This is a genomic window from Micromonospora sp. NPDC049275 (assembly GCF_043197115.1).
Taxonomy (GTDB): Bacteria; Actinomycetota; Actinomycetes; order Mycobacteriales; family Micromonosporaceae; genus Micromonospora.
Window position 1 is genome coordinate 648,398 of the sequence record NZ_JBICSN010000001.1, and the last position, 21,817, is coordinate 670,214.

At 73.1% G+C, this 21,817-nt stretch carries 25 protein-coding genes; 11 read left to right on the forward strand and 14 right to left on the reverse strand.

The genetic code is table 11. The features are described from left to right. A complete protein-coding gene (locus ACGFIE_RS03030) occupies positions 1 to 1,359 on the reverse strand; it encodes an FAD-binding oxidoreductase (RefSeq protein WP_393290411.1) in 1,359 nt (452 codons plus the stop codon). Positions 1,360 to 1,454: 95 nt separating this feature from the next. Between ACGFIE_RS03030 and ACGFIE_RS03035 the strand changes: the two genes are divergently transcribed. Together ACGFIE_RS03035 and ACGFIE_RS03040 are read left to right on the forward strand one after the other, a co-directional pair. Continuing rightward, positions 1,455 to 3,551, forward strand: coding sequence for a S9 family peptidase (locus ACGFIE_RS03035; RefSeq protein ID WP_393290413.1), 2,097 nt, complete (start codon positions 1,455 to 1,457; stop codon positions 3,549 to 3,551). A 113-nt stretch (positions 3,552 to 3,664) separates the two neighbouring features. Continuing rightward, positions 3,665 to 3,850 (forward strand): hypothetical protein, encoded by a 186-nt coding sequence (locus ACGFIE_RS03040; protein WP_393290415.1) that lies wholly within the window; start codon positions 3,665 to 3,667, stop codon positions 3,848 to 3,850. A gap of 19 nt (positions 3,851 to 3,869) precedes the next feature. Here ACGFIE_RS03040 and ACGFIE_RS03045 read toward each other — a convergent pair whose 3' ends face one another. The 4 genes from ACGFIE_RS03045 to ACGFIE_RS03060 form a co-directional block, all read right to left on the reverse strand. After that, complete coding sequence (locus ACGFIE_RS03045) at positions 3,870 to 5,393, reverse strand: FtsX-like permease family protein (protein ID WP_393290417.1); 1,524 nt, start codon at positions 5,391 to 5,393, stop codon at positions 3,870 to 3,872. Next, on the reverse strand, positions 5,390 to 6,091 hold the full coding sequence (locus tag ACGFIE_RS03050) for an ABC transporter ATP-binding protein (protein WP_358096848.1): 702 nt from the start codon (positions 6,089 to 6,091) through the stop codon (positions 5,390 to 5,392). The genes ACGFIE_RS03045 and ACGFIE_RS03050 overlap by 4 nt, the downstream gene beginning before the upstream one ends. Beyond that, positions 6,088 to 6,624, reverse strand: a complete 537-nt coding sequence (locus tag ACGFIE_RS03055; protein WP_393290420.1) for a PadR family transcriptional regulator — start codon at positions 6,622 to 6,624, stop codon at positions 6,088 to 6,090. Before ACGFIE_RS03055 ends, ACGFIE_RS03050 begins: the two co-directional genes overlap by 4 nt. Positions 6,625 to 6,805: 181 nt before the next feature. Next, positions 6,806 to 7,390 (reverse strand): TIGR03086 family metal-binding protein, encoded by a 585-nt coding sequence (locus tag ACGFIE_RS03060; RefSeq protein WP_393290422.1) that lies wholly within the window; start codon positions 7,388 to 7,390, stop codon positions 6,806 to 6,808. A 31-nt stretch (positions 7,391 to 7,421) separates the two neighbouring features. On the opposite strand from ACGFIE_RS03060, the gene ACGFIE_RS03065 reads away from it, so the two are divergent. Beyond that, positions 7,422 to 8,288 (forward strand): DUF6597 domain-containing transcriptional factor, encoded by an 867-nt coding sequence (locus ACGFIE_RS03065; RefSeq protein WP_393290424.1) that lies wholly within the window; start codon positions 7,422 to 7,424, stop codon positions 8,286 to 8,288. A gap of 20 nt (positions 8,289 to 8,308) precedes the next feature. Here ACGFIE_RS03065 and ACGFIE_RS03070 read toward each other — a convergent pair whose 3' ends face one another. From ACGFIE_RS03070 to ACGFIE_RS03095, 6 genes are read right to left on the reverse strand one after another with little or no spacing between them, the layout of a single operon-like run. Continuing rightward, positions 8,309 to 9,856: a SpoIIE family protein phosphatase gene (locus ACGFIE_RS03070; RefSeq protein ID WP_363681279.1), complete on the reverse strand. Its 1,548-nt coding sequence runs from the start codon at positions 9,854 to 9,856 to the stop codon at positions 8,309 to 8,311. Further along, a complete protein-coding gene (locus ACGFIE_RS03075; protein ID WP_393290427.1) occupies positions 9,853 to 11,214 on the reverse strand; it encodes a sensor histidine kinase in 1,362 nt (453 codons plus the stop codon). The genes ACGFIE_RS03070 and ACGFIE_RS03075 overlap by 4 nt, the downstream gene beginning before the upstream one ends. Further along, entirely contained in the window at positions 11,211 to 12,218 is a 1,008-nt protein-coding gene (locus tag ACGFIE_RS03080; RefSeq protein ID WP_393291263.1) for a SpoIIE family protein phosphatase, read from the reverse strand. Before ACGFIE_RS03080 ends, ACGFIE_RS03075 begins: the two co-directional genes overlap by 4 nt. Then, on the reverse strand, positions 12,215 to 12,634 hold the full coding sequence (locus ACGFIE_RS03085; RefSeq protein WP_007454469.1) for an ATP-binding protein: 420 nt from the start codon (positions 12,632 to 12,634) through the stop codon (positions 12,215 to 12,217). Before ACGFIE_RS03085 ends, ACGFIE_RS03080 begins: the two co-directional genes overlap by 4 nt. Beyond that, entirely contained in the window at positions 12,631 to 13,041 is a 411-nt protein-coding gene (locus tag ACGFIE_RS03090) for an STAS domain-containing protein (protein ID WP_007454467.1), read from the reverse strand. The genes ACGFIE_RS03085 and ACGFIE_RS03090 overlap by 4 nt, the downstream gene beginning before the upstream one ends. Further along, entirely contained in the window at positions 13,041 to 13,901 is an 861-nt protein-coding gene (locus ACGFIE_RS03095; RefSeq protein WP_393290429.1) for an STAS domain-containing protein, read from the reverse strand. The genes ACGFIE_RS03090 and ACGFIE_RS03095 overlap by 1 nt, the downstream gene beginning before the upstream one ends. A 165-nt stretch (positions 13,902 to 14,066) precedes the next feature. On the opposite strand from ACGFIE_RS03095, the gene ACGFIE_RS03100 reads away from it, so the two are divergent. Beyond that, positions 14,067 to 14,423 carry an STAS domain-containing protein gene (locus ACGFIE_RS03100; RefSeq protein WP_393290431.1) on the forward strand — a complete coding sequence of 119 codons (357 nt, stop codon included), beginning with the start codon at positions 14,067 to 14,069 and terminating at the stop codon, positions 14,421 to 14,423. 13 nt (positions 14,424 to 14,436) lie between these two features. Here the strand turns inward: ACGFIE_RS03100 and ACGFIE_RS03105 are convergent, their stop codons facing one another. Beyond that, a complete protein-coding gene (locus ACGFIE_RS03105) occupies positions 14,437 to 15,714 on the reverse strand; it encodes a CynX/NimT family MFS transporter (protein ID WP_393290433.1) in 1,278 nt (425 codons plus the stop codon). 50 nt (positions 15,715 to 15,764) lie between these two features. Here ACGFIE_RS03105 and ACGFIE_RS03110 point away from each other — a divergent pair, with 50 nt between their 5' ends. From ACGFIE_RS03110 to ACGFIE_RS03130, 5 genes are all read left to right on the forward strand, one after another. Next, a complete protein-coding gene (locus ACGFIE_RS03110; RefSeq protein ID WP_393290435.1) occupies positions 15,765 to 16,439 on the forward strand; it encodes a FadR/GntR family transcriptional regulator in 675 nt (224 codons plus the stop codon). 48 nt (positions 16,440 to 16,487) lie between these two features. Then, positions 16,488 to 16,949, forward strand: a complete 462-nt coding sequence (gene mscL, locus ACGFIE_RS03115; RefSeq protein WP_393290437.1) for a large conductance mechanosensitive channel protein MscL — start codon at positions 16,488 to 16,490, stop codon at positions 16,947 to 16,949. Between the two features lie 80 nt (positions 16,950 to 17,029). Further along, positions 17,030 to 17,281, forward strand: coding sequence for a hypothetical protein (locus tag ACGFIE_RS03120; RefSeq protein WP_007454456.1), 252 nt, complete (start codon positions 17,030 to 17,032; stop codon positions 17,279 to 17,281). Positions 17,282 to 17,376: 95 nt separating this feature from the next. Continuing rightward, positions 17,377 to 17,748: a hypothetical protein gene (locus ACGFIE_RS03125; RefSeq protein WP_363681265.1), complete on the forward strand. Its 372-nt coding sequence runs from the start codon at positions 17,377 to 17,379 to the stop codon at positions 17,746 to 17,748. Positions 17,749 to 17,894: 146 nt separating this feature from the next. After that, a complete protein-coding gene (locus tag ACGFIE_RS03130; protein WP_393290440.1) occupies positions 17,895 to 18,077 on the forward strand; it encodes a GNAT family N-acetyltransferase in 183 nt (60 codons plus the stop codon). Here the strand turns inward: ACGFIE_RS03130 and ACGFIE_RS03135 are convergent. Then, positions 18,071 to 19,309, reverse strand: a complete 1,239-nt coding sequence (locus ACGFIE_RS03135) for a benzoate/H(+) symporter BenE family transporter (protein WP_393290443.1) — start codon at positions 19,307 to 19,309, stop codon at positions 18,071 to 18,073. The genes ACGFIE_RS03130 and ACGFIE_RS03135 overlap by 7 nt on opposite strands. A 55-nt stretch (positions 19,310 to 19,364) precedes the next feature. Between ACGFIE_RS03135 and ACGFIE_RS03140 the strand changes: the two genes are divergently transcribed. Next, the gene (locus ACGFIE_RS03140; protein WP_363681259.1) at positions 19,365 to 19,925 is read left to right on the forward strand and encodes an XRE family transcriptional regulator; all 561 of its coding nucleotides are present in this window, start codon (positions 19,365 to 19,367) and stop codon (positions 19,923 to 19,925) included. 7 nt (positions 19,926 to 19,932) lie between these two features. On the opposite strand, the gene ACGFIE_RS03145 is transcribed toward ACGFIE_RS03140, so the two are convergent. After that, complete coding sequence (locus ACGFIE_RS03145) at positions 19,933 to 20,997, reverse strand: LuxR C-terminal-related transcriptional regulator (RefSeq protein WP_393290446.1); 1,065 nt, start codon at positions 20,995 to 20,997, stop codon at positions 19,933 to 19,935. Between the two features lie 62 nt (positions 20,998 to 21,059). On the opposite strand from ACGFIE_RS03145, the gene ACGFIE_RS03150 reads away from it, so the two are divergent. Next, a complete protein-coding gene (locus ACGFIE_RS03150; protein WP_393290449.1) occupies positions 21,060 to 21,779 on the forward strand; it encodes a PP2C family protein-serine/threonine phosphatase in 720 nt (239 codons plus the stop codon). The last annotated feature ends 38 nt before the right edge of the window (positions 21,780 to 21,817 follow it).

The following is a 21,817-nucleotide window of genomic DNA, read 5'->3' on the forward strand; positions in this document are numbered from 1 at the left end:
TCACAGGCCGCCGGGGAGGCGGCCGGGGGCGAGGCGGTGCTCCGGGTCGAGGTGCTCCTTCGCGGCCCGCAACTGGGCCAGGCCGGCGATGTCACCCCAGAGGTCGACGGCCTGGCGCACCGCAGCGGGCGCGGAGACCACGACGCAGTGGCCCTGTCGGGCCAGCAGCACGCCACGGACGGCCGCCAGGATGGACGCCACCCGGTCGGGCGCCACCGCGCCGGGCAGGGCCGCGTGCACCACGCCCAGGCCGGCCGAGCCCCGCACCGGCACGGGAGCGCCTGCCGCGTCCCGCAGGGCGTAGACGGCGGCGTGCAGGTCGCTGATCGGCACCTCCAGGCGTAGTGCGGTGTCGCCGGGGGCGAACGGGTAGCGCCGCCACCACGGCGGGGCGGAGTGGGCGACGGTCGCCTCGCCGTGCAGCAGGCCGACCAGTCGCTCGGCGCGCTCGGTGACCTCGGCCGGGCCGCCCTCCAGCAGCACGACCAGGCTGCCCGCCCGGGACGGGGCGCCCGGTCGGCCGGACATCGACGGGTGGCGCTCGCGGGCGGTGGCGGCCGGGTGGCCGGGCGGGTAGGCGGTGCGCGGTCGGGGCGGCCCACCGGGCAGGTCCAGCTCGATGGCCGCCGGCTCCAGTCGGGCGGCGAGGATCGCCCGGACCAGGTCGTGGACCTCCAGCGGCGTCCACACCGGACGGGACACCCAGAGCCGGCTGGCCGGCACCGGCTGCACCCGCAGGCTCGCCGAGACCAGCACGCCGAGGGCGCCCTGCGAGCCGCACAGCAGCCGGGCCAGGTCGAGCCCGGGTGCCCCACCGCCGACGCTCACCAGCTCACCGTCGGCGGCGAGGTAGCGGACGCCGAGGAGCTGGTCACAGGGGCTGCCGTGCCGGTGCCGGAGCGGCCCGGCCTCCCCGGCGGCGAGCACCCCGCCAAGCGTCGCGCCCGGTGACGGGGCGTCCATCGCGAGCCGCTGGCCGGTGCGCTCCAGTGTGGCCTGCACCGCCCGCAGCGGCGTGCCCGCGCCCACCTCGGCCACCGGCGCACCGACCGGCTCGTGGCCGATGCCCGCCAGCCGGCCGGTGTCGAGCATGATGTCGACCTGGGTCGGAGTAGCGCCCCAGTCGATCTTCGTGCCGGCGCCCCGGGGCACCACCGCCAGGTCGTGCGCGGCGGCCAGCCGCAGCACCTCGGCCGCGGCGTGCGGGCCACCGGGCACCGCCACCCAGCGGGCCGGACGCCCGGCCACCTCGTCGGCCGGGCCGGCGAGTCGGGCGAACGGCGGACCACAGATCGCGGTCAGTCGCCTGGTGATCTCGAGGGCGCCGGACCGGCCGAGGGAACTCGCTGCTGCCGCCATGCCGGCTATCGTACATGTGTTCGAAAGTCGTGGTGACGGCCTTCGGGATGCCGCGGGTCCGGCGCACGGGGTGAGCCGGCCGGTAACGTGGCCGCGTGACCACCGAGACTGCCCCGCCCGCGGCGAAGCGGGTGCCCACCGAGCGCACCCACCACGGCGACACGGTCGTCGACGAGTACGCCTGGCTCGCCGCCAAGGACGACCCGGAGACGATCGCCTACCTGACCGCCGAGAACGCGTACACCGAGGAGCGCACCGCGCACCTGGCCGCCCTGCGCGCGGACCTGTTCGAGGAGACCCGTCAGCGCACCCGGGAGACGGACCTGTCCGTGCCCACCCGCAAGGGCGGGCACTGGTACTACACCCGGACGATCGAGGGCCAGCAGTACGGGGTGCACTGCCGGCGCGCGGTCCGCGACGGCGAGACCGACCCGCCGGTCAGCGCGGACGGCGCCCCGCTCGACGGCGAGGAGGTGTTGCTCGACGGCAACCTGCTGGCCGAGGGGCACGACTTCTTCTCACTGGGCGCGTTCGACGTCAGCCCGGACGGGCGCTGGCTGGCATACTCGACCGACTTCTCCGGCGACGAGCGGTTCACCCTGCGCGTGAAGGACCTGAGCACCGGCGAGCTGCTGCCGGACGAGGTGCCCGACACGTTCTACGGCACCGCCTGGTCGGCCGACGCGTCGGTGCTGTTCTACGTGACAGTCGACGACGCCTGGCGGCCGAACCGGGTCTGGCGGCACACCATCGGCGCCGCCGCCGGCGACGACGTGGTGGTCCACGAGGAGGACGACGAACGGTTCTGGGTGGGCGTCGAGCTGACCCGGTCGGAGAAGTTCATCCTGGTCGACATCCACAGCAAGGTCACCAGCGAGGTGCTGGTGATCCCGGCCGGCAACCCCACCGGGGCACCGGCCGTGATCGCGCCCCGCCGGCAGGGCGTCGAGTACGCCGTGGAGCACCACGGCCACCGTTTCCTGATCCTGCACAACGACGGCGCGGAGGATTTCGCGCTGGCGTTCACCTCGGCCGACGCACCGGGCGACTGGGTGCCGCTCATCGAGCACACCCCGGGCACCCGCCTGGAGGCGGTCGACGCGTTCGCGAACCACCTGGTGGTGTCGCTGCGCACCGAGGGGCTCACCGGCCTGCGGGTGCTGCCGGTCGGCAGCGACGACTCGTACGACATCGACTTCCCCGAGCCGCTGTACAGCGTCGGGTTGGACGCCAACCCGGAGTACCGCACCGGGCAGATCCGGCTGCGGTACTCGTCGCTTGTCACCCCCGACTCGGTGTACGACTACGACCTGGTCACCCGGCAGATGGTGCTGCGCAAGCAGAAGCCGGTGCTGCCCGGGCCGGACGGGCGGCCGTACGACCCGGCGGAGTACGAGCAGCACCGCGACTGGGCGCTCGCCGACGACGGCACGCGGGTGCCGATCTCGCTTGTCTGCCGCGTCGGCACACCCCGGGACGGCTCGGCGCCCTGCGAGCTGTACGGCTACGGCTCGTACGAGGCCAGCATGGACCCCTGGTTCTCGGTGGCCCGCCTGTCCCTGCTGGACCGGGGTGTGGTCTTCGCGGTGGCGCACACGCGCGGCGGTGGTGAGCTGGGCCGGCGCTGGTACGACCAGGGCAAGATGCTGGCCAAGAAGAACACGTTCACCGACTTCGTCGCCTGCGCCCGGCACCTCGTCAAGGCCGGCTGGACGGCCAGCGACCGCCTGGTGGCCAGGGGCGCCTCGGCCGGTGGGCTGCTGATGGGCGCGGTCGCCAACCTCGCCCCGGACGCGTTCACGGGGATCGTGGCGCAGGTGCCGTTCGTGGACGCGCTCACCTCGATCCTCGACCCGTCGCTGCCGCTCACCGTCACCGAGTGGGAGGAGTGGGGCAACCCCCTCGACGACCCCGAGGTCTACGCGTACATGAAGTCGTACACGCCGTACGAGAACGTCGCGGCTGTGGACTACCCGGCGATCCTCGCGGTGACCAGCCTCAACGACACGCGGGTGCTCTACTCCGAGCCGGCGAAGTGGATCGCGCGGTTGCGGGCCACCGCCCCGCAGGGCGACTACCTGCTCAAGACCGAGATGGGCGCCGGGCACGGTGGCCCGAGCGGGCGCTACGACGCGTGGCGCGAGGAGGCGTTCATCAACGCCTGGATCCTGGACCGCCTCGGTCGCGCCTGACCGACCCCGGCATGATCGCGCCCGATCCTGGACGCCCCAGGATCGGGCGCGATCATGAACCGTTCAGGCGCGGCTCGGGCCGAGCTGGAGTGGTCACGGCCTAGACTTCCGGCGTGACCGGGGCACCTGATGATGACGGCGGGTCGGCCGACGAGGTCCGCCGGCCGAGCATCGCGGTGCTCGCCCGGGATCGCCGTGTCTGGCTGATCCTCGCCGTGGTCGCCGGCCTCCTGGTGTGTTGCTGCTCGGCGGTCGTCGGCGCGCTGCTCGCGCTCTCCGCCGGCCTGCTCGGCGCCTGACGGGGCCTGCCGCCCCGGCTCAGGCCGTCCGCAGCTCGTCCGCCGCCGTGCTCACCCGCAGGAAGAGCAGGCCGACACCGACCGTCACCAGCACCGCCGCCAGGGCGCCGGCGCCGAGCCAGACCAGCTGCTCCAGGGGTACGGGGATCGCCCGCTCCGCCTCGGCGATCTGCACGATCCGGGTGTACTGGTCGCGGGTCGCCGGATCGTCACAGAGCGCGGCCGTGGCGTCGCACACCACCGTCGACGACCCGCCCGTGCTGACGCTCGGGAAGAGTCCTCGGCCGAGCATCGTTCCCACGGTGAGCGCAAGCAGGATCGCCGGCACCGCCGGGGTCAGCGCCTGCCAGGCCACCGATGCGCTCAGCGTGGCACGGGGCACGCCGGTGGCGACAAGCGCGGCGTAGGCACGTCGGCGGGCGACGATCCCCTCGACCAGCGCGACGACCAGCCCGCCCGCCGCGATCAGCATCGCCACGGCCACGGCGGCGTCGACCAGATCCATTGTCGACAGGTAGAAGGGGTTGATGTCCGCCGCCACCCCGGCGAGGCGGCTCTGTTCCCGTTCCACCTGGTCCTGCGTGGCGAAGTACGCACGTTGCGCCGCCGCACCGGCACCGAAGATCACGGCGGCCAGCAGCGCGGCGAACGTCCGGCTGCCCGCCCACGGATCGGCCAGCAGCCGGCCCGCCGCGAGCAGTGCCGACGCGCCACGGGCGTGCCGGTGCAGCAACCGGCCACAGGTGTGCGAGATCCAACCGGTGCCGATGACCACCCCGATCATCGCGGCGAGCCCACCCGCCAGGAACAGCAGCGGCACCAGCCAGCCCAGCACCACGTCGTTCCCCTCGACCCAGTAGAGCAGCGGGCGTACGGCGACGAAGCAGGCCAGGCCCAGGCCGATCAACAGCCCGGCCCAGGGGCGCGGACCCCGCTCGCGGACGGTCCTGCGACTGACCCCGAGCGGGCTGGTCGTGACCGCACGCAGCATCAGGGCGGTGGCTGCCGCGGCCAGCACCGGCAGACCCAGCACCACCGCGACCAGCGCGCCCGTCGATGGCAGCACGTCGGTGGGCAGGGCCAGGCGACCCCGCTCGTCCGGCCGGTGCAGCAACTGGCGGCCGACCAGGTAGACGCCCAGCCCGACGAGAGTGCCGAGCAGGCTCGCCAGGCCGGTCTCCAGCACCGCCAGGCGGGTGACCTGACCGGGGGTGGCGCCGGCCAGCCGGAGGGCGGCGAGTCGTCGGTCCCGGGCCGGCGCGCCGAGCCGGGCGCACTGGCCGGCCAGCGCCAACACCGGAATGGCAAGCATCAGCAGCGCGAACGCCGTCCCCCCGCGCAACCCCGGCTCCCGCAGCAACTCGTTGCGGTACTGCTCGGACTCCGCCCAGGCATCACCCGCCGGTTTCGGGATGGCCAGCACGGTGAGCGCCGCCAACCCGGCCAGCGACGCCAGCAGGGCGCTGAGCGCGGTCAGCACCACCCTTGTCGTGTCGGTCCGGTTGCCGGCCAGCGCGAGCCGCACCAGCGTCGCCGGCCTCACCGGGAGCCGCCCGCCAACGGCACGTCGAGCCCCAGGCCGGTGTGGTCCACCAGGCCGTCGCGCAGCACGATCTCCCGATCGGCGTACGCGGCGATCCGCGGCTCGTGGGTGACCAGCACGACGGCGGTACGTTGCTCGCGGGCGAGGCGTACCAGCTGGGTGAGCACCTGCTCGCCGGTCAGCGTGTCCAGCGCGCCGGTCGGCTCGTCGGCGAAGAGCACCCACGGCTCGGTGACCAGCGCCCGCGCGGTGGCGCACCGCTGCTGCTGACCGCCGGACATCTCCCCCGGCCGGAGGTCGGCCAGGTCGGCCACCCCGAACCGTTCCAGCCAGGTGAGCGCCGCCGTCCGTGCCTCTCGCCGCCCCGTGCCGGCGAGGAGCAGGGGCAGCGCCACGTTCTCGGCCGCGGTCAGCTCGGCGACCAGCTGACCGAACTGGAACAGCACGCCGAACTCGGTGCGCCGCAGCCGGGACCGGGCCGCCTCCGACCAGGTGTCGATCCGGTGGCCGCGCCAGGTGACCTCGCCCGCGTCCGGCCGGAGGATCCCGGCCAGGCAGTGCAGCAGGGTCGACTTGCCGCAGCCACTCGGACCGGTGACCGCGACGATCTCGCCCTCGGCCACGTCGAGCGTCACACCGCGCAGGGCGGGCGTCGGGCCGTACGCCCGAACCACGCCGCGAGCCTGGAGTTGCGTCACGGATGCACCTCCCGGTGCCAGTCGGCGACGCGGCCCAGGGTGGTGTGCAGCCACCGCAGGTCGGCGTCGAGGTGGACGATCGCGAAGTCGGCCGCGAGCACGTCGCTGAGGGTTGCGGCCGGGTCGGCCTTGACCGCCGTCAACTCCCGCAGCCGCGCGGTGTGCGCGGCGCGCTGGGCTACCAGATACGACCGGGCGCGCTCGACGTCGGCCACCAGCAGCGCCACCACGACCTTGGCGAAGAGCGTGCTGGCCACGTACGGCATCGGTGGTTCCACTGTGGACAGCCACCGGTCCAGCGTGGCGCGACCCTCACCGGTCAGCGCGTACGTCGTGCGGTCCGGCCCGGAGGCCCGGTCCTGGCCGGCGGCGGCCACCAGGCCGTCCCGTTCCAGGCGGCCGAGGGTGGCGTAGACCTGCCCGAACGCCAACGGCCGAGCCCGCGGCAACCGCTGGTCATGTGCACGCTTGAGCTCATACCCGTGCCGGCTGCCCCCAGCGAGCAACCCGAGCAGCACATGAGGCGTGGACACCGGGCCCACTATTCACCGAGCGAATACCGCAAGTCAACACCCCCAACCCCCCACTCCTCCCCGGGGACTCTCCGTTGATCATGAAGTTATTGCCACCCGCACCGGCGTGTCGTGGCAATAACTTCATGATCAACGGAGTCAGCCGGTCGGGGCCGGGGTGGGGTGGGCGGGTGGGGTGGGGTTAGGGGGTTTGGGGCCAGGTGGGGGTTCGGCCGGTCTGGGTCAGGAGGCGGTCCAGGTCGGGGGTTCGGGTTTTGGTTGGGGTCGGAGGTTGGGGTGGGTCGGCGAAGACGCCCATCTTGCGGGCGGTCGGGCCCAGCTGCTCGACCAGGGCGTGCAGCTCGGCCACCGCCTCCGGGGCGGGTCGGTAGGGCTGGCCGGTCGCCACGGCGAGGTCCCAGCCGTGCACGATCAGGTCCAGCAGCGCCATGCCGCCGACGACGGTCTGCGGCAGCCCCATGCCCGGCGAGACACCCTCCAGGGTGGACGGGTCCGACCAGGCGGCGACCAGGCGGTCGGTCTCGACCACGAATCGGTCCCGCCAGCCGTCGTCCAGGTGGTCGGGTTTCTCGGCCCACTCCACAGGCCTCTTCTCGGCCAGGTCCTGGAAGTTCACCACCACCTCGAACAGGTGGTTGAGCAGATCACGGACCACGTAGTCGCGGCACGGAGTGGGCAGGTCGAGCTGGTCGTCGGCGACACCGCGTACCACGTCCACGGTTCGCGGCGCCGCAGCCGCCAGCAGATCGCTAGTCTGAGTGGCCATATGGCCAGCGTATGAGGGTGGTCTTGAAGAAATGCGACAGCGACCGCGCGGCGACAGTCGGGGCATTCTCGACCCGGCGCGGTTGCTGCGCGAGGTCCGGTTCCGCCGGCACCTGCCGGCCGAACCGTTGCGCGCGTGGGTCGAGCACTACTGGTTGATCGACTGGACGTTGAGCGCGCCCTTCGAGCAGCGGATCGTGCCGCACCCGGCGGTGAACGTGGTGTTCCGGAGCGACGGCGAGGCCGACCGCGACAACGAGCGCGCCGAGGGCAACGGCGGGAGCGACGGCCAGAGCCACCGCGACGGCGGCGCGGTGGAGTCCGGCGAGGTGGCCGGAGTGGGCCGCGACCTGTTCCGGATCACGCTCACCGGCACCGGCCGGGTCTGCGGGGTCCAGTTCCGCCCCGGTGGCTTCCACCCGTTCTGGCGGCAGTCCGTGGCCGGGTTGACCGGACGTCGACTGCCGCTGCCCGCCGGCCGGCTGACTCGCCCCGCCCACCCGGTCTGCGCGGGCAGCGACGACGACCGCTGTCGCGCGCTCGACGCGGCGCTCACCGCGTGGGCGCCCGACCCGGACCCGGGCGCCGCGGAGGCCGTCCGGCTGGCCGAGTCCATCCGGGCCGACCGGACGGTGCTGCGCGTCGACGAGTTCGCCGCGCGGCACGACGTTCCGGTCCGCCGGCTGCAACGGCTCTTCACGGAGTACGTGGGGGTCGGCCCGAAGTGGGTGATCCGCCGCTACCGCCTCCAGGAGGCCGTCGAGCGGGCCGCCGGGGCTCCGCTCGACTGGGCGGGGCTCGCCGCCAACCTCGGCTACAGCGACCAGGCTCACCTGGTCCGCGACTTCACAGCCGTCGCCGGGGTGTCACCCGCCGCGTACGCGCGCTCGGTGCACTGAGCCGCCACCGCAGCGGGCCCTCAGCGACGGCGCAGGACCACCACGGCGACATCGTCCTGGATCTTGGACGGGGCCAGTTCCACGAGCAGGCGGGCGCAGAACTCGTCCAGGTCGTCGTCGACGGTGGCCGCCACCGCGGCGAGCGCTGCCAGCCCTTCGTCGATGGTGGCGTCCCGGCGCTCGATCAACCCGTCGGTGTAGAACACCAGGGTGGCGCCGGCCGGCAGGACGAACTCCAGGTCGGCCGGTCGGGGCGCGCGGACGCCGAGCAGTGGCGCCGAGTGCTGCACGAACTCGATCTTTCCGTTCTGCTGGAGCAGCGGGGGCAGGTGGCCGGCGCTGGCCAGCCGGACCCGCCCGGTCGGCGGGTGCAGCAGAAGGACGCAGAGCGTGGCCAACTCGTTCGGCAGCAGGGTCCGCATCAGCTCGTTGACCCGGTGCAGGATCTCGCCGGGTTGGTGCCCCTCGACCGCGTACGCCCGGACCGCGTGCCGCAGCTCGGCCATCACGGTGGCCGCGTGCAGCGAGTGACCCGCAACGTCGCCGATCGCCAGCAGCAGGTGCCCGTCGAGCATCACCAGCTCGTAGAAGTCACCGCCCACCTCGGTCTGCGCGCTGGCCGGCTCGTAACGCACCGCGAGGTCCAGGCCGGCCACCGTGGGCAGGCTGCGCGGGAGCAGGCTGCGCTGGAGGGTGACGGCGATCCGGTGCTCCTCGTCGAAGGAGCGCTGCGCCTCGACCGCCGCCGCGACGGCCTGGGCGAGCTGCACGAGCACCGGCGTGCGGGCGGTCTGGGTGGCGGTGGGGACCACCACGTACAGCGGGGCCCGGTCCTCCCGTAGCCGGGCGGCGGCCACCGTCACCGTGTCGTCCGCCGGCCAGGCGAGCAGCCCCCAGTTCGCCGGGGCCTCCACCTTGACCGTGGCGCCCGTGGGCACCCCGGTGTCGTCGACGACCCACGGCACGATTGCCGCCTCGGCGCCCGGGCCGGCGCAGATCCCGGCGAGGCAGTCACCGTCGAACGTCTCGGCGATCACCGCCGCCGGGCTCTTGAAGATCTGCGCGGCACCCTCCGCGGCGACTTCGAGCAGCCGCGCGAAGGTCGCCGCGGCGTGCACCGCCACTGTGGTGTCGGCGAGGCCGAGGAGCCGCTCGGCGAGCAGTTCGGCACGCTGCCGGGCCTGGTAGTACCGCAGGACCGCCCGGGTGGTGGCGATCAGCTCCTCCGGCTCGATCGGCTCGGCCAGGTAGGCGTCCGCACCCCGGGTCAGCCCCTGGGCCCGGTCCGCGACGTCCACGGCGTGCGCGGAGACGTGGATCACCGGCATCGCCGGGTGGGACGCCTTGATCCGTTCGCACACCTCGTAGCCGCTCAGGTCGGGCAGCCGGACGTCGAGCACCACCAGGTCGATCCGGTCCGTCTCGACCCGGGCCAACGCCTCGGCGCCGTTCTCCGCTTCGAGCACCGTGTACCCGGCCCGGGTCAGCCAGCTGACCAGCAGATAGCGCTTCGTACGACTGTCGTCGACCACCAGGAGGGTCGCCGGGCCGCCGCCGTCCACCGTCACGCTCCGCCTGTGGGCAGGGAGACTGTGAACGTGCTGCCCCGGCCCGGCTCGCTGGCCAGCTCCAACGTGCCGCCGAGCAGGGTCACCAGCCGCCGGGCGTACGGCAGGCCGAGGCCGGTGCCGCCGACCCGGGTCGCGCCCGGCACCTGGTAGAACTCCTCGAAGATCCGATCGTGCAGCTCGGTCGCGATGCCCGGACCGGTGTCGCTGACCTCGAAGTTCCACCTGTTGTCGCGACGCCGGACGCGCAGCCGCACCTCGCCGCGCTCGGTGAACTTCAACCCGTTGTGCAGCAGATTGCGCAGTACCTGACCGAGCAGCACCTCGTCGGTGCGGAGCGCGGCCGGCGCGGGCGGCTCCTCCACCACGAGTTCCACCTGGGGCCGGGTGGCAAGTGCCCGCATGGTGCCGCGCAGTTGACCGAAGACCGATCGCAGATCCACGTCGGCCCAGTCCGGCTCGATGCGGCCCGACTCGGCCTTGGCGAGATCCAGCAGTTCGTTGACCAGCCCGAGCAGGTCCTCCGCCGACGAGCGGATGAGACCCACCTGGCGGGCCTGTTCGGCGGTGAGTGGGTCGGAGGAGGAGTCGGCGAGCAGACGCCCCAACCCGATGATCGCGGTGACCGGGGCGCGCAGCTCGTGGCTCACGTTGGCCAGGAAGCGGCTCTTCGACTCGCTCGCGGCCCGCAGTTGAGCCGACTTCTCGTCCAGCTCGGCGTAGAGGGCGACGACCCCCCGGTTGGTCTCCTCCAACTCCTCGGTCAGCTGGTTGTAGAGCGCCAGCACACCGCGGTTGGTCTCAGCCAGTTCGTCGTTCAGCACGGCCAACTCGTCGCGCTGGCTGCGTACCTCGTCGAGTGCCGCGATGAGCTGGCCGTTCTGCACGGTCAGTTCGTCCAGCGCGCTGCCCGGCGCGGTACGGCCGAGTTCCGCGCGGAACTCGACCAGCCGCTCCGGGGTCGGCGTCGGCGCGTTGGCCGGGACTCTTCGGGACATCCGTACGACCGTAACCCCCTCGACGGTCGACACGCTCAGTGTGTCGACCAGTCGGGACACCGCACCCGACTGCGGCTCGAACCGGCCGTCGGGCAGTGGGGCCACCGGGGCCAGGTCGGCGCGGAGGTAGAACCGCCCGTCGGCGCCGGCGTCGATGTGGAACGTGACGTCCGCGCCGCCGGTCAGGCGCAGCAGGTCCCGGGCCACCTCGCTGAGCGCGGTGGCGATCCGGACCTGGTCCTGGTGTTCGAGGCCCACCACGCCAGCCACCTCGCGGCCGCGCTGGCGGATGACGAAGATGTCCTGCTCGACCCGCAGCGCCATCTGCAGCAGCGGCGGCGCGGCCGGCTCCGCGCTCATGCCCAGGACCTCGCGACCAGAACGCAGGCGTCGTCGCGCCGCACTCCGGCGTCACGCAACAGGGTCGCCGCCATCACCAACGGGGACCGTTCGGCGAGGCCCGGGTAGTCGGTCAACCGCCAGCGGTCGACCACGCCGTCGCTGTGCATCACCAGCCGGGCGCCCGGCCCGAACGGGTAGTCGTAGCCGCGGACCGTCGGCCGCTGGTGCCCGGCGATGCCGGGCAGCGACACCAGCCCGCGACGCTGACCGTCACCCTCGACGATCACCCCGGCGATGTTGCCCAGCCCGGCGTAGTGCAGCACGCCGCCCGCCAGCTCGGCGACCGCGAGCGCGGCACCGCGGGTGTGCGACATGCTCCGGTGCAGGTGACTGACCACCGCAGCCGGTGGGCTGGCCGGAGCGTCACGGAAGGCCGCGAGCGCGGCCTCGGTGGCGGCGGCGGCAAGCGGGCCGTGCCCCAGCCCGTCACTGACAAGCACCTGGTGCCGGCCGTCGGCGAGCCGGACGGCGTACCCGTCGCCGCTTACCGTCTCGCCGGTGATCGGCCGGGTGAGCGCGCCGGCCCAGGACGGCTGGGCCGGTTCGGCCGGCCAGACCTGTACGGCGAGGACCGTGCCCCGACCGGGCAGGGAGTATCCGTCGAACCAGTTCGCCTGGCGGACGATGGCGCCGAGGCCGATCCCGAGGGTGCCGGTGGTGGAGTGCCCGTCCCGGGACGACACGGTGAGGTCGGCCATGCCGGGCCCGGAGTCGATGGCCACCAGCTCCACGCCGGCCTGCCCGGCGCGGCGGACCGGCCGGAGCAGCAGGACGCCGTCCTCGGCGTGCTTGACGAGGTTGCTGGTCAGCTCGGCGGCGACGATGGCCAGGTCGGCGATGCGCGACGCACCCATCTCGATCTGCTCGCCGAGGCGTTCCGCGGCCCGTCGTACGGCGCTGGCCGCGCTGCTGGCCTCCACGCGGAACCAGATGCCGCTGTCGGTGACCGCGTCCCCGTTCACCTGGACCACTTGGTGACCGTGATCCGCGTGCCGGTCTCCGCCGAGGTCTCGATCTCGAACTCGTCGACCAGTCGGCGGGACCCGCTGAGCCCGAGGCCGAGCCCGCCGCCTGTGGTGTAGCCGTCGGTCAGGGCCATGTCGAGGTCGGCGATGCCGGGGCCCGAGTCGGCGAAGACGATCCGCACGCCCTTGCGACGACCGTTGTCCACGGTCGTCACCTCCACGGTGCCGCCGCCGCCGTACACCAGGGTGTTGCGGGCCAGTTCGCTCGCGGCGGTGACCACCTTGGTCTGGTCGACGAGCGACAGCTTGACGGCGACCGCCACCGTGCGGACCAGTTGCCGGACGCGGACCACGTCTTCGTCGCTGCGGACCGACTGCGCCTGCGGCTGGCCCAGGTCGACGCCCGCGGTCACGGCGTGGCCGTCTCGGCGTCCGGATCGTCGTCGAGCTGGTAGTCGAGCTCGTCGGCGCGGGCCGCCGCGATCAGCTCCATGCCGCGCTCGACGTTCAGCGCGGTACGGATGCCGTTCAGCGACAGCCCCAGTTCGACAAGGGTGATGGCGACGGCGGGTCGCATGCCGACCACCACCGTCTCCGCGTCGAGGACCTTGGAGATCGACGCGATGGTGGAGAGCATCCGCCCGACGAAGGAGTCGACGATGTCCAGCGCGGTGATGTCGATGATGACGCCGTGGCAGCCGGTGGCCACGATCCGCTCCGCGAGGTCGTCCTGGAGCTGGACCGCCGTCTGGTCGGACATGTCGAGCTGGATGGAGACGAGCAGGATGTCGCCGATCTTGAGGATCGGCACGCGCTCCATCAGACGTCCCGACGCGGCTGGCGACGAGCGGTCTCCACCCCGGTGAGCCGCAGCACGTGGCGCAGCGCGTCGGCGAGGCTCGCCTTGGTGGCGATGTCGCCGAACTCGATGCCGAGCGCCACGATGGTCTGCGCGATCTGCGGACGGATGCCGGAGATGATGCAGTCGGCGCCCATCAGCCGGGCGGCCACCACGGTCTTCAGGATGTGCTGGGCGACCTGCGTGTCCACCGCGGGGACGCCGGTGATGTCGATGATCGCGTACGGGGAGCCGGTGTCGACCAGGGTCTGCAGCAGCCGCTCCATGACCACCTGGGCGCGGGCCGAGTCCAGGGTGCCGACCAGCGGGACGGCGACCACGCCCTCCCAGAGCTTGACCACCGGGGTGGAGAGTTCGAGCAACTGCTCGGCCTGGTCGGCGATCAGGCTCTCGCGGGTGCGGACGAAGCTCTCGAAGGTGAACAGGCCCAACTCGTCGACCAGCTTGGAGAAGGCGACGTAGTCGTGCAGCGCGTTCGCGCCGCCGGACTCCTGCACCAACTCGGCCAGCACGTCCTTGAGCGCGAAGATGCTGACAGTCGTCTCGGTGGCGGAGAAGCCCTGCCGGGCCCTGCCCCGGGACAGGTCGGCGAGAGCCGCGCGCAGTTCACCGGCGCTCTCCGCGGACAGGTCGATCGCGCCCTGCTCGCCGGTGCCGACGATGGCACGGTGCAGGTCCTCGACCTGCCGGCGCAGCTCGGCGTGGCTCAGTCGGCCCCGCAGCGAACCGGCAACGATGTCGGTCCACCGCTGCGTGACCTGCTCGGCGCGCCCACTCAGCAGCGCGGCGAGCCGACCACTTTCCTCGGCGTTCAACGCCATCGTGAAACCCCCCTCGACCTGGACCGGGCGGACTCTATCACCGGGAACTAGGCAACTACTTGCTCAGTAGCAACGGAATGACGATGGCCACCGGATGCCGGCTCCCGTTCTGCGTGGGAGGACGGTCGTGGGATACCGTTCCCCCGATAACAGGAGGTCTGGCGAATGTCCCTGACGGTGCACACGGAACAACGCGGCGACGTGGTCGTCGTGTCGGTCGCGGGCGAGCTCGACATGGCAACCGCACCGCAGTTGCAGGACCAGATCACCGACCTGCTCGACAAGGGCCGTAACCGGCTGGTGTTCGACCTGGCGGACGTCTCGTTCTGCGACTCGACCGGGCTGTCGGTGTTCGTTCGCGCCAAGAACAGCTGTGACGAGGCCGGCGGTGTGGTGCGGCTGGCCGCTCCGCAGCGCGGGGTGCTGCGCATCCTCGAGGTGAGCGGGCTCGTCGAGGTGCTGCACACCTATCCGACCGTGGATGAGGCAGTCGCCGGCGAAACGACTCCGGCGTCCTCCTGACCACTGTCGGGCCCTACTCGTCCTCGACGTAGCGGGGACGGGCGATCGCCATGCCCGCGGTCGTCTGCACGGCCAGTGCGGCCAGCAGGAACCCGATCGGCGCCGTCCAGCCTCCGGTGACCTCGTAGAGGATGCCGACCATCAGCGGGCCGAGCGCGGCGATCACATATCCGGTGCTCTGCGCGAACGCGGAGAGCGCGACGGTTCCCTCGGGGGTGCGCGCCCGCAGACCGATAGTGGTCAGGATCAGCGGGAACGCGCCCTGTCCGAGCGCCAGCAGGGCCACCCAGAGCAGCGCGGCGCCGTGCGGAGCGAACGCCAGCCCCAGGTAGGCCAGCGCCGATGCGGCGGTCAGGCCGAACACCAGCGGACGCAGGGTGGCGAGCCGGCCGGCGAGGGTGGGCATCAGCAGTGCGATCGGCACGCCGAGCGCTGTCACTCCGGCGAGCAGCAGCCCGGCCGCCTCCGACCGGTAGCCGGCGTCGCGGAAGAGCTGGGCCAACCAGCCCATGATCGCGTACCCGCTGAGCGACTGCGCCCCGAAGTAGACAGCCATGGCCCAGCCCAGCCGGGTCCGCGCCGGCCGGACCCGCGTCGGCGCGGCGACGGCCGCCGTCGGGGTCGCGCGCCGCGCCGACGCCCGCGTCCGCAGCGCCAGCGGAATCCACGGGAGTACGGCCACCGCCGCCAGCCCTGCCCAGACGCCCAGTCCGGCCCGCCAGGAGCCGAAGGCGTGCGCGATCGGCACCGCGCTGGCCGCGGCCACCGTCGTGCCCAGGGTCAACGCCATGGTGTACGCCCCGGTGACCAGCCCGGTCCGGTGGCCGAAGTGCTGCTTGACAAGCATCGGCAGCAGGATGTTGGCGACGGCGATGCCGGCCAGGGCCAGCGCGCTGGTGAGCACGAAGATCCAGGCCGAGTCGGTGGCCGCCCGGAGCACCTGACCGGCGGCCAGGACGATCATGGCGACCACCAGCACCCGGGCCGGCGCGACCCGGCGGACCAGCCACGGGGTGAGCGCGCCGAGACCCGCGAACGCGATTGTCGGCAGGGTGGTGACCAGACCGGCCATGGTGCCGGAGAGGCCCAGTCCGTCGCGGATCTCGTCGAGCAGGGCGCCGAGGCTGGTGACGGCGGTCCGCAGGTTGAGCGCGACCAGCAGCATTCCGACAAGCACCAGTGCGCCACCGGTCGCCGGGTGCGTCCGCCGGGCCGCGGGGCCGCGCGTCGGGCGGGTGTCGACGGCGGCGGGAGCGGGTGGGGCCGGAGCGGCGACGGGTGGCGGGGTCATGACCTCTAACCTACAATCATGGGATGAATTTCGGGCCGGTGATGTAACCAGTGCCACCGTCGGTCGATTCCCCCACCGTGCCGCCCCGCGGGCATCGCGTCCGGCAGACGATCGAGCAGCTCCGGGCCCGGATCCTGGGCGGCGAGTGGCCGGTCGGCGGGCGCATCCCCACCGAGCCACAACTGGTCGCCGCGCTCGGCGTCGGTCGCAACACGGTCCGCGAGGCCGTCCGCGCCCTCGTGCACGCCGGGGTGCTGGAGTGCCGGCAGGGCTCCGGCACGTACGTGGTGTCCACCGACGAGCTGGCGCCGGTGGTGGCCCGCCGACTGGGTGACGACCGGATGGCCGAGGTCATCGAGGTGCGGCGCGCCTTCGAGGTGGAGGCCGCCCGGCTCGCCGCGCTGAGGCGTACACCTGCCGACCTGGCGGCGCTCGACGGCGCGCTCGCCGACCGCGAGGCGGCCTGGCGCGGCGGCCGGGTCGACGCGTTCGTCGAGGCCGACGCGGCGCTGCACGTCGCGGTGGTCGCCGCCGCGCACAACGCCATGCTCGCCGAGCTGTACGCCTCGGTCGGCACCGCCCTGCGCAGCACCGTCGCCCAGGCGATGGGCAGCGCGCTCACGCCCGAGCGCTACGTCGACCACACCCGACTGGTCGAGGCGATCCGGGCCGGCGATCCGAGTCGGGCGGCGATCGAAGCCGGCGCTTTTCTGGAGGCCGCCTGAGGGGCATAGGTTGTCCGCGACGGAAAAACGGACACCTCGGGAGTACGGATGCTCAAGGGCTTCAAAGATTTCATCATGCGCGGCAACGTCGTCGACCTGGCGGTCGGCATCGTCATCGGCGCCGCGTTCACGGGCGTGGTCACCCAGCTCACCAAGTCGTTCCTCGAACCACTGATCAAGGCGGTCGGCGGGGGCACTGAACTCACCGCCGGAAAGTGGGAGATCAGCGAGGGCAACTACGTGGACTGGGCAGGGTTCATCAACGCCCTGATCACCTTCCTGCTCACCGCGGCGGTGCTCTACTTCTTCGTGGTGTACCCGATGAACGCGCTGGCCGAGCGGCGCAAGCGGGGCGAAGAGCCGCCGCCCTCGGCGCCGAGCGAGGAGGTCAAGCTGCTCACCGAGATCCGGGACGCGCTCGTCTCCGCCGGCCACACCACCCCCGGGCAGCAGCGTGGGGCGCTCGACGACGTGCTGGGTCGCCGCACCGACCCGCCGACGCAGCGCTGACCCGAACGATGCACATCGGCCCCTGCGGGATTCCCGCAGGGGCCGCACCTTCTCGTACGTGTGTTCGATAGAGTCCCGCCATGGAGCAGCGCAAGCACTGGTGGAACGGAAAGTGGGGGCGGCTGGCCCGGCGGGACGTCTTCCTGCGGGTCGACGCCGATCGGTGGCACGTCGAGCAGCGGGCCGGCGGCGCCGAGGGCATTTCCCGGTTCTACGAGTACGGCAGTGCGGACGAGGCTGAAGAGACGGTCCGGGCGCTTCTCGACGGCACGGACACCTGGCGGGAACTGTCCCCGCGCCCACCGGGCAGCTGGACCCTCCCGAACAACTGAGCGGGCCGGCAGGGCGAACGGGCCGGCGGTGCTGGCTGAGCCCGGCGGGGCGGTGACGGCGTTTAGTGACGCGCCGCCCCGGGAACCGCTGAGAGATGGACCAGCAGGACGAGCAGCAGGCGACAATCTCGCGGATCACCACAGGGATGCCGGTGATCGACTCAGCCGGCACCACTGTCGGGACCGTGGATCTCGTCCAGCGGGGCGACCCCAACGCCGTGACCGTGCAGACGCCGAGCGCCGACCCGGGCAGCAGCCTGGACGAGTTGATCGAGGCGACGGCGGTCGAGGAGCCGGACGTGCCGGCCGACCTGGCGGCGCGACTGCTGCACACCGGCTACCTGAAGGTGTCCACCGATCTGACCTCCACCGGCGCGGTCTACGTACCGGCCGACCGGATCGGGTCCGTTGCCGACGGCCGGGTCCTCCTGGCCGTGGGCGTGGCCGATCTGCCGCCCGAGGAGTAGCCCCGCGCCTTGATCCACTCGGGTTCAAGGAAGGCGCGGTATCCCAACGGACCGGACCCCCCGCCTTCCTTGAACGCGGGGTGGATCAAGGAGGGAAGACGCGCCCAGACGAGAGACGCGTACCGTCGCTGCGGCCCCAGCCGGGCGTGGCCGGTCTTGGCTACTGGCTGACCCCGACCGGACGGGGACGCGGCTTGGCCAGCAGGGCAGCGCGGCTGCTCACGGAGTGGGCGCTGGAAACCGCTGGCCTGGCCCGGGTGGAGGCGTGGGTCGAGCCGCACAACCTGGCGTCCCGGCGGGTACAGCGGAGATCGACACGGGATCAGTGATGTTGCGGTGTCCGGTCGGCGGGGACACCGCGATTTCCTTGATCTGGTGTGGATCTTTCCGGCGCGGCGGGCGGCGCGGGTCGGCGCTTGTGGAAGAGCAGCAGCATCGCGCAGCCGGCCACCAGCCCCCAGAACGCGCCGCCCACGCCGATCAGCGTGACCCCGGAGGCGGTCACCACGAAGGTGACCACGGCGGCCTCCCTGGTCGCCGGGTCGGTCACCGCCGCGGCGAGCGCGGTGGCGAGCGCACCCAGCAGGGCCAGACCGGCGACCGCCTCGATGAGGATCGGCGGCGCGACCGCTACCAGCGCGGTGGCCACGCCGGCGCCCAGCCCGAGCAGGGCCAGTCCGACGCCGGCGGTGACCGAGGCGACCCATCGGCGCTCCGGGTCCGGGTGTGCGTCGGGGCCGGCGGCCAGCGCGGCGGTGATCGCCGCGAGGTTCACGGCGTGCCCGCCGGCCGGGGCGGCCAGCAGGCTGGCCAGGCCGGTTGCCCGCAGCGCCGCCCCGAACGGCGGCCGGTAGCCGTAGCCGACCAGCACCGCCATGCCGGGTACGTTCTGCGCCGCCATCGTGACCAGGAACAGCGGGAGGGCGAGCCCGACCAGCGCGGACGCGTTCCAGGCAGGCGTGGTCAGGGTGACCGACGGGGTCAGCGTGGCACCGTCCAGCCCGGCCGGCGGGGCGGTCAGCGCGATCGCCACCACCGCCACCAGCAGCGCGCCGGGCACCGCCCAGCGGCGGGCGAACCGGTGCAGCAGCAGCCAGCCGACCACCACCGGGCCGGCCACCCTGGGCAGTTCGACGAGCGCGCGGACCGGGGCGGTGCACAGGGGCAGCAGCACACCGGCGAGCATCGCGCCGGCCACCGGTTTGGGGATCGCGGCCACCGCCCGGCCCAGCGGCGGGAAGAGCCCGGCCGCGACGATCAGCGCCCCGGAGACGAGGAAGGCGCCCACCGCGACAGGCCAACCGCCCGCCGGCGGCCCGGTCGCGACCAGCAGCGCCGCGCCGGGCGTCGACCAGGCCACGCTCATCGGGATCCGGTGCCGCCAGCCCAGCCAGGCGGCGGCGAGCCCGCACGCCACACAGAGGGCCAGCAGGCCGGAGGCCGCCTGCGCGTCCGACGCGCCCGCCGCGCGGAGCCCGGCCAGCACGACCGTGAACGAGCTGGCGAAGCCGACAAGCGCGGTCACGACGCCGGCCAGCACCGGTTGCGCCCGTCCCGCCATCCCGACCTCCCAAGTGTTCCGTTTACGGAACGACAGCGTGTAGCACGATAGCCGGGTGCCGCACCCACCACCAGCCCGTCGTCCGGGCCTCGACGTGGATCCCGCCGTCGTCGGCCGGCGGGTCCGTGCCCTGCGCGAGGAGCGGGGCATCTCGCTATCCACGTTGGCGCGGCTCGCCGGCGTCGGAAAGGCCACCCTCTCCGGCCTGGAGAACGGCACCCGCAACCCCACCCTGGAGACGCTCTGGGCGGTCACCGCGCAGCTCGGCGTGCCGTTCACCGCCCTGCTTGCCGAACCGGCGGCCGAGCCCACCGTGCACGGCACCGCGGTCACCGCCACCCTGCTGGAGGTGTTCGACGACACCGACGCGACCTACGAGCTGTACCGGATGCGCGTCGCGCCCGGCATCGTGCAGGTCTCCCCCGCCCATCAGCCGGGCGTCACCGAACACGTCACCGTCTTCGCCGGCGTGCTGCGGGCCGGCCCGGCCGACGCGCCGCTGACCGCCCCGGCCGGCGGTCACCTCCGCTGGGTCTCCGACGTGCCGCACAGCTACGCGGCGGTGGGCGACGACGAGGTCGCCGCGACCCTGCTGATGCGCTATCCGCGCCGCTGAGCCGCCCTCAGTCCACCGGGGCGGGCACCGGCAGCCGGTGCCGGACCGCCCAGAGCGCCACCTCGGTACGCGACACCGAGCCGGTCTTGCGCAGCAGGTTCGACACGTGCACGGTGACCGTACGCACCGAGATGCCGAGGGCCTTCGCCACCTGCTTGTTTGACATCCCGGCGACCAGGCAGCCCAGCACCTCGACCTCGCGGGCGGTCAGCTCGGGGTCGAGCGGCACGTCGACGACCGGATCGGCCGCCGACGCCGAAACGGTCGGTGCGGTCGGTTGACGCGGGTGACGCGGGCCTGGCAGCCGTCGCAGCAACGCCTCCGGCCCCTCGTTGGCGTGTGCGGCAAGCATTTCGGTCAACGCGTACGGGTTGCCGCCGGTGCACCGCCAGAGGGAGGTGACCAGCCGGCCGGACGGGGTGGTGCCCCCGTACACCTGGGTCAGCACCTCCGCGACCTCGGCCGGACGCAGCGGACCAAGGTGTTGGCGGACAGCGCCGCGGACGCCGCTGAGGCGGGCCAGCGCGCGGCGGGTGAGGTCCGGCGCCACCGCGTCGGTCGGCGGTCGACTGGCCACCACGAGCAGGGCTGGCAGGTCGGCGACGGTGGCCAGTTCGCCGATCAGGTTGACGCTGGCCGGGTCGAGCGCGTGCAGGTCGTCCACGACCAGCACCGCCGGGCCGACGCCGACAAGCAACTGGACGGTCCGCACGGCGAGGCGGAGCAGGGTGCCCGGGGCGTACCGCTCGCGGGGCGCGGTGGGCTGCTGGGCCAACCAGGCCAGCGCGTCCGACGGCAGTCCGAGCCGGCTGGTGTCCCGGCCGGTGAGCACCGCCGCCAGCCAGTCGTACGGGGCCGGGCCGTGCACCCGGGCCGCGCCGGAGAGGACCAGCGCGGGACGCGGCGTGAAGGCGTCCACAGCGGCCGCGACCAGCAGACTCTTGCCCACTCCCGCCGCCCCGGTGACCACCGCGACGGCGGGTGCCGAGCGGCGGGCGGCCCCCACGGCGGACCACGCCCGGTCGAGCTCGGCGAGCTCGCCGGCGCGTCCGACCATGGACACCGGCATCATTTCTCAACCCTACGCAGTAGTGCGTAGAGACGGAGGCAGGGTGTTCTTGGCAAGCTGGCACCATGACGCTGATCCTCCGCTCGGTCATCCTCAACGACATCGGCCTGGTCCGCACCAACAACGAGGACTCCGCCCTCGCCGGTGACCGCCTGATCGCCGTCGCCGACGGCATGGGCGGGCTGCCCGCGGGCGAGGTGGCGAGCGAGATCGTGATCCGGATCCTGGACGAGCTGGCTCCGCCCACCGACCCGGACGGCGCCGCCGACGCGCTCCGTGCCGTGGTCAGCACCGCCAACCAGCGCATCCACGCCGCGATCACCGTCGACCCGGCCCGCGAGGGGATGGGCACCACGCTCACCGCCGCGCTGCTGGCCGGTGAGACGCTGGTGCTGGCGCAGGTCGGCGACTCTCGCTGCTACCTGCTGCGCGACCGGGAGCTGACCCAGCTCACCCGGGACGACACGTTCGTCCAGGCGCTTGTCGACCAGGGCACGCTCTCCCCGGAGCAGGCCCGGTACCACCCGCAGCGGTCCCTGGTGACCCGGGCCGTGCAGGGCGCCGACACCCCGCCGGCCGTCGGCGTCCTCACCGTGGTCCCCGGCGACCGGCTGCTGCTGTGCAGCGACGGGCTCTCCGACTACGTCGAGGACGAGGCCATCGCGACGACCCTGGGCATGTACGCCGACCGTCAGCAGTGTGGCGAGCAGTTGGTGAAGCTCGCCCACCACGCCGGCGCACCGGACAACGTGACGGTAGTCGTCTCCGACGTCACGACCCGCTGACCCCGAGGCCCTGCTCGGCGGTTTACGGAGTCGGCGCG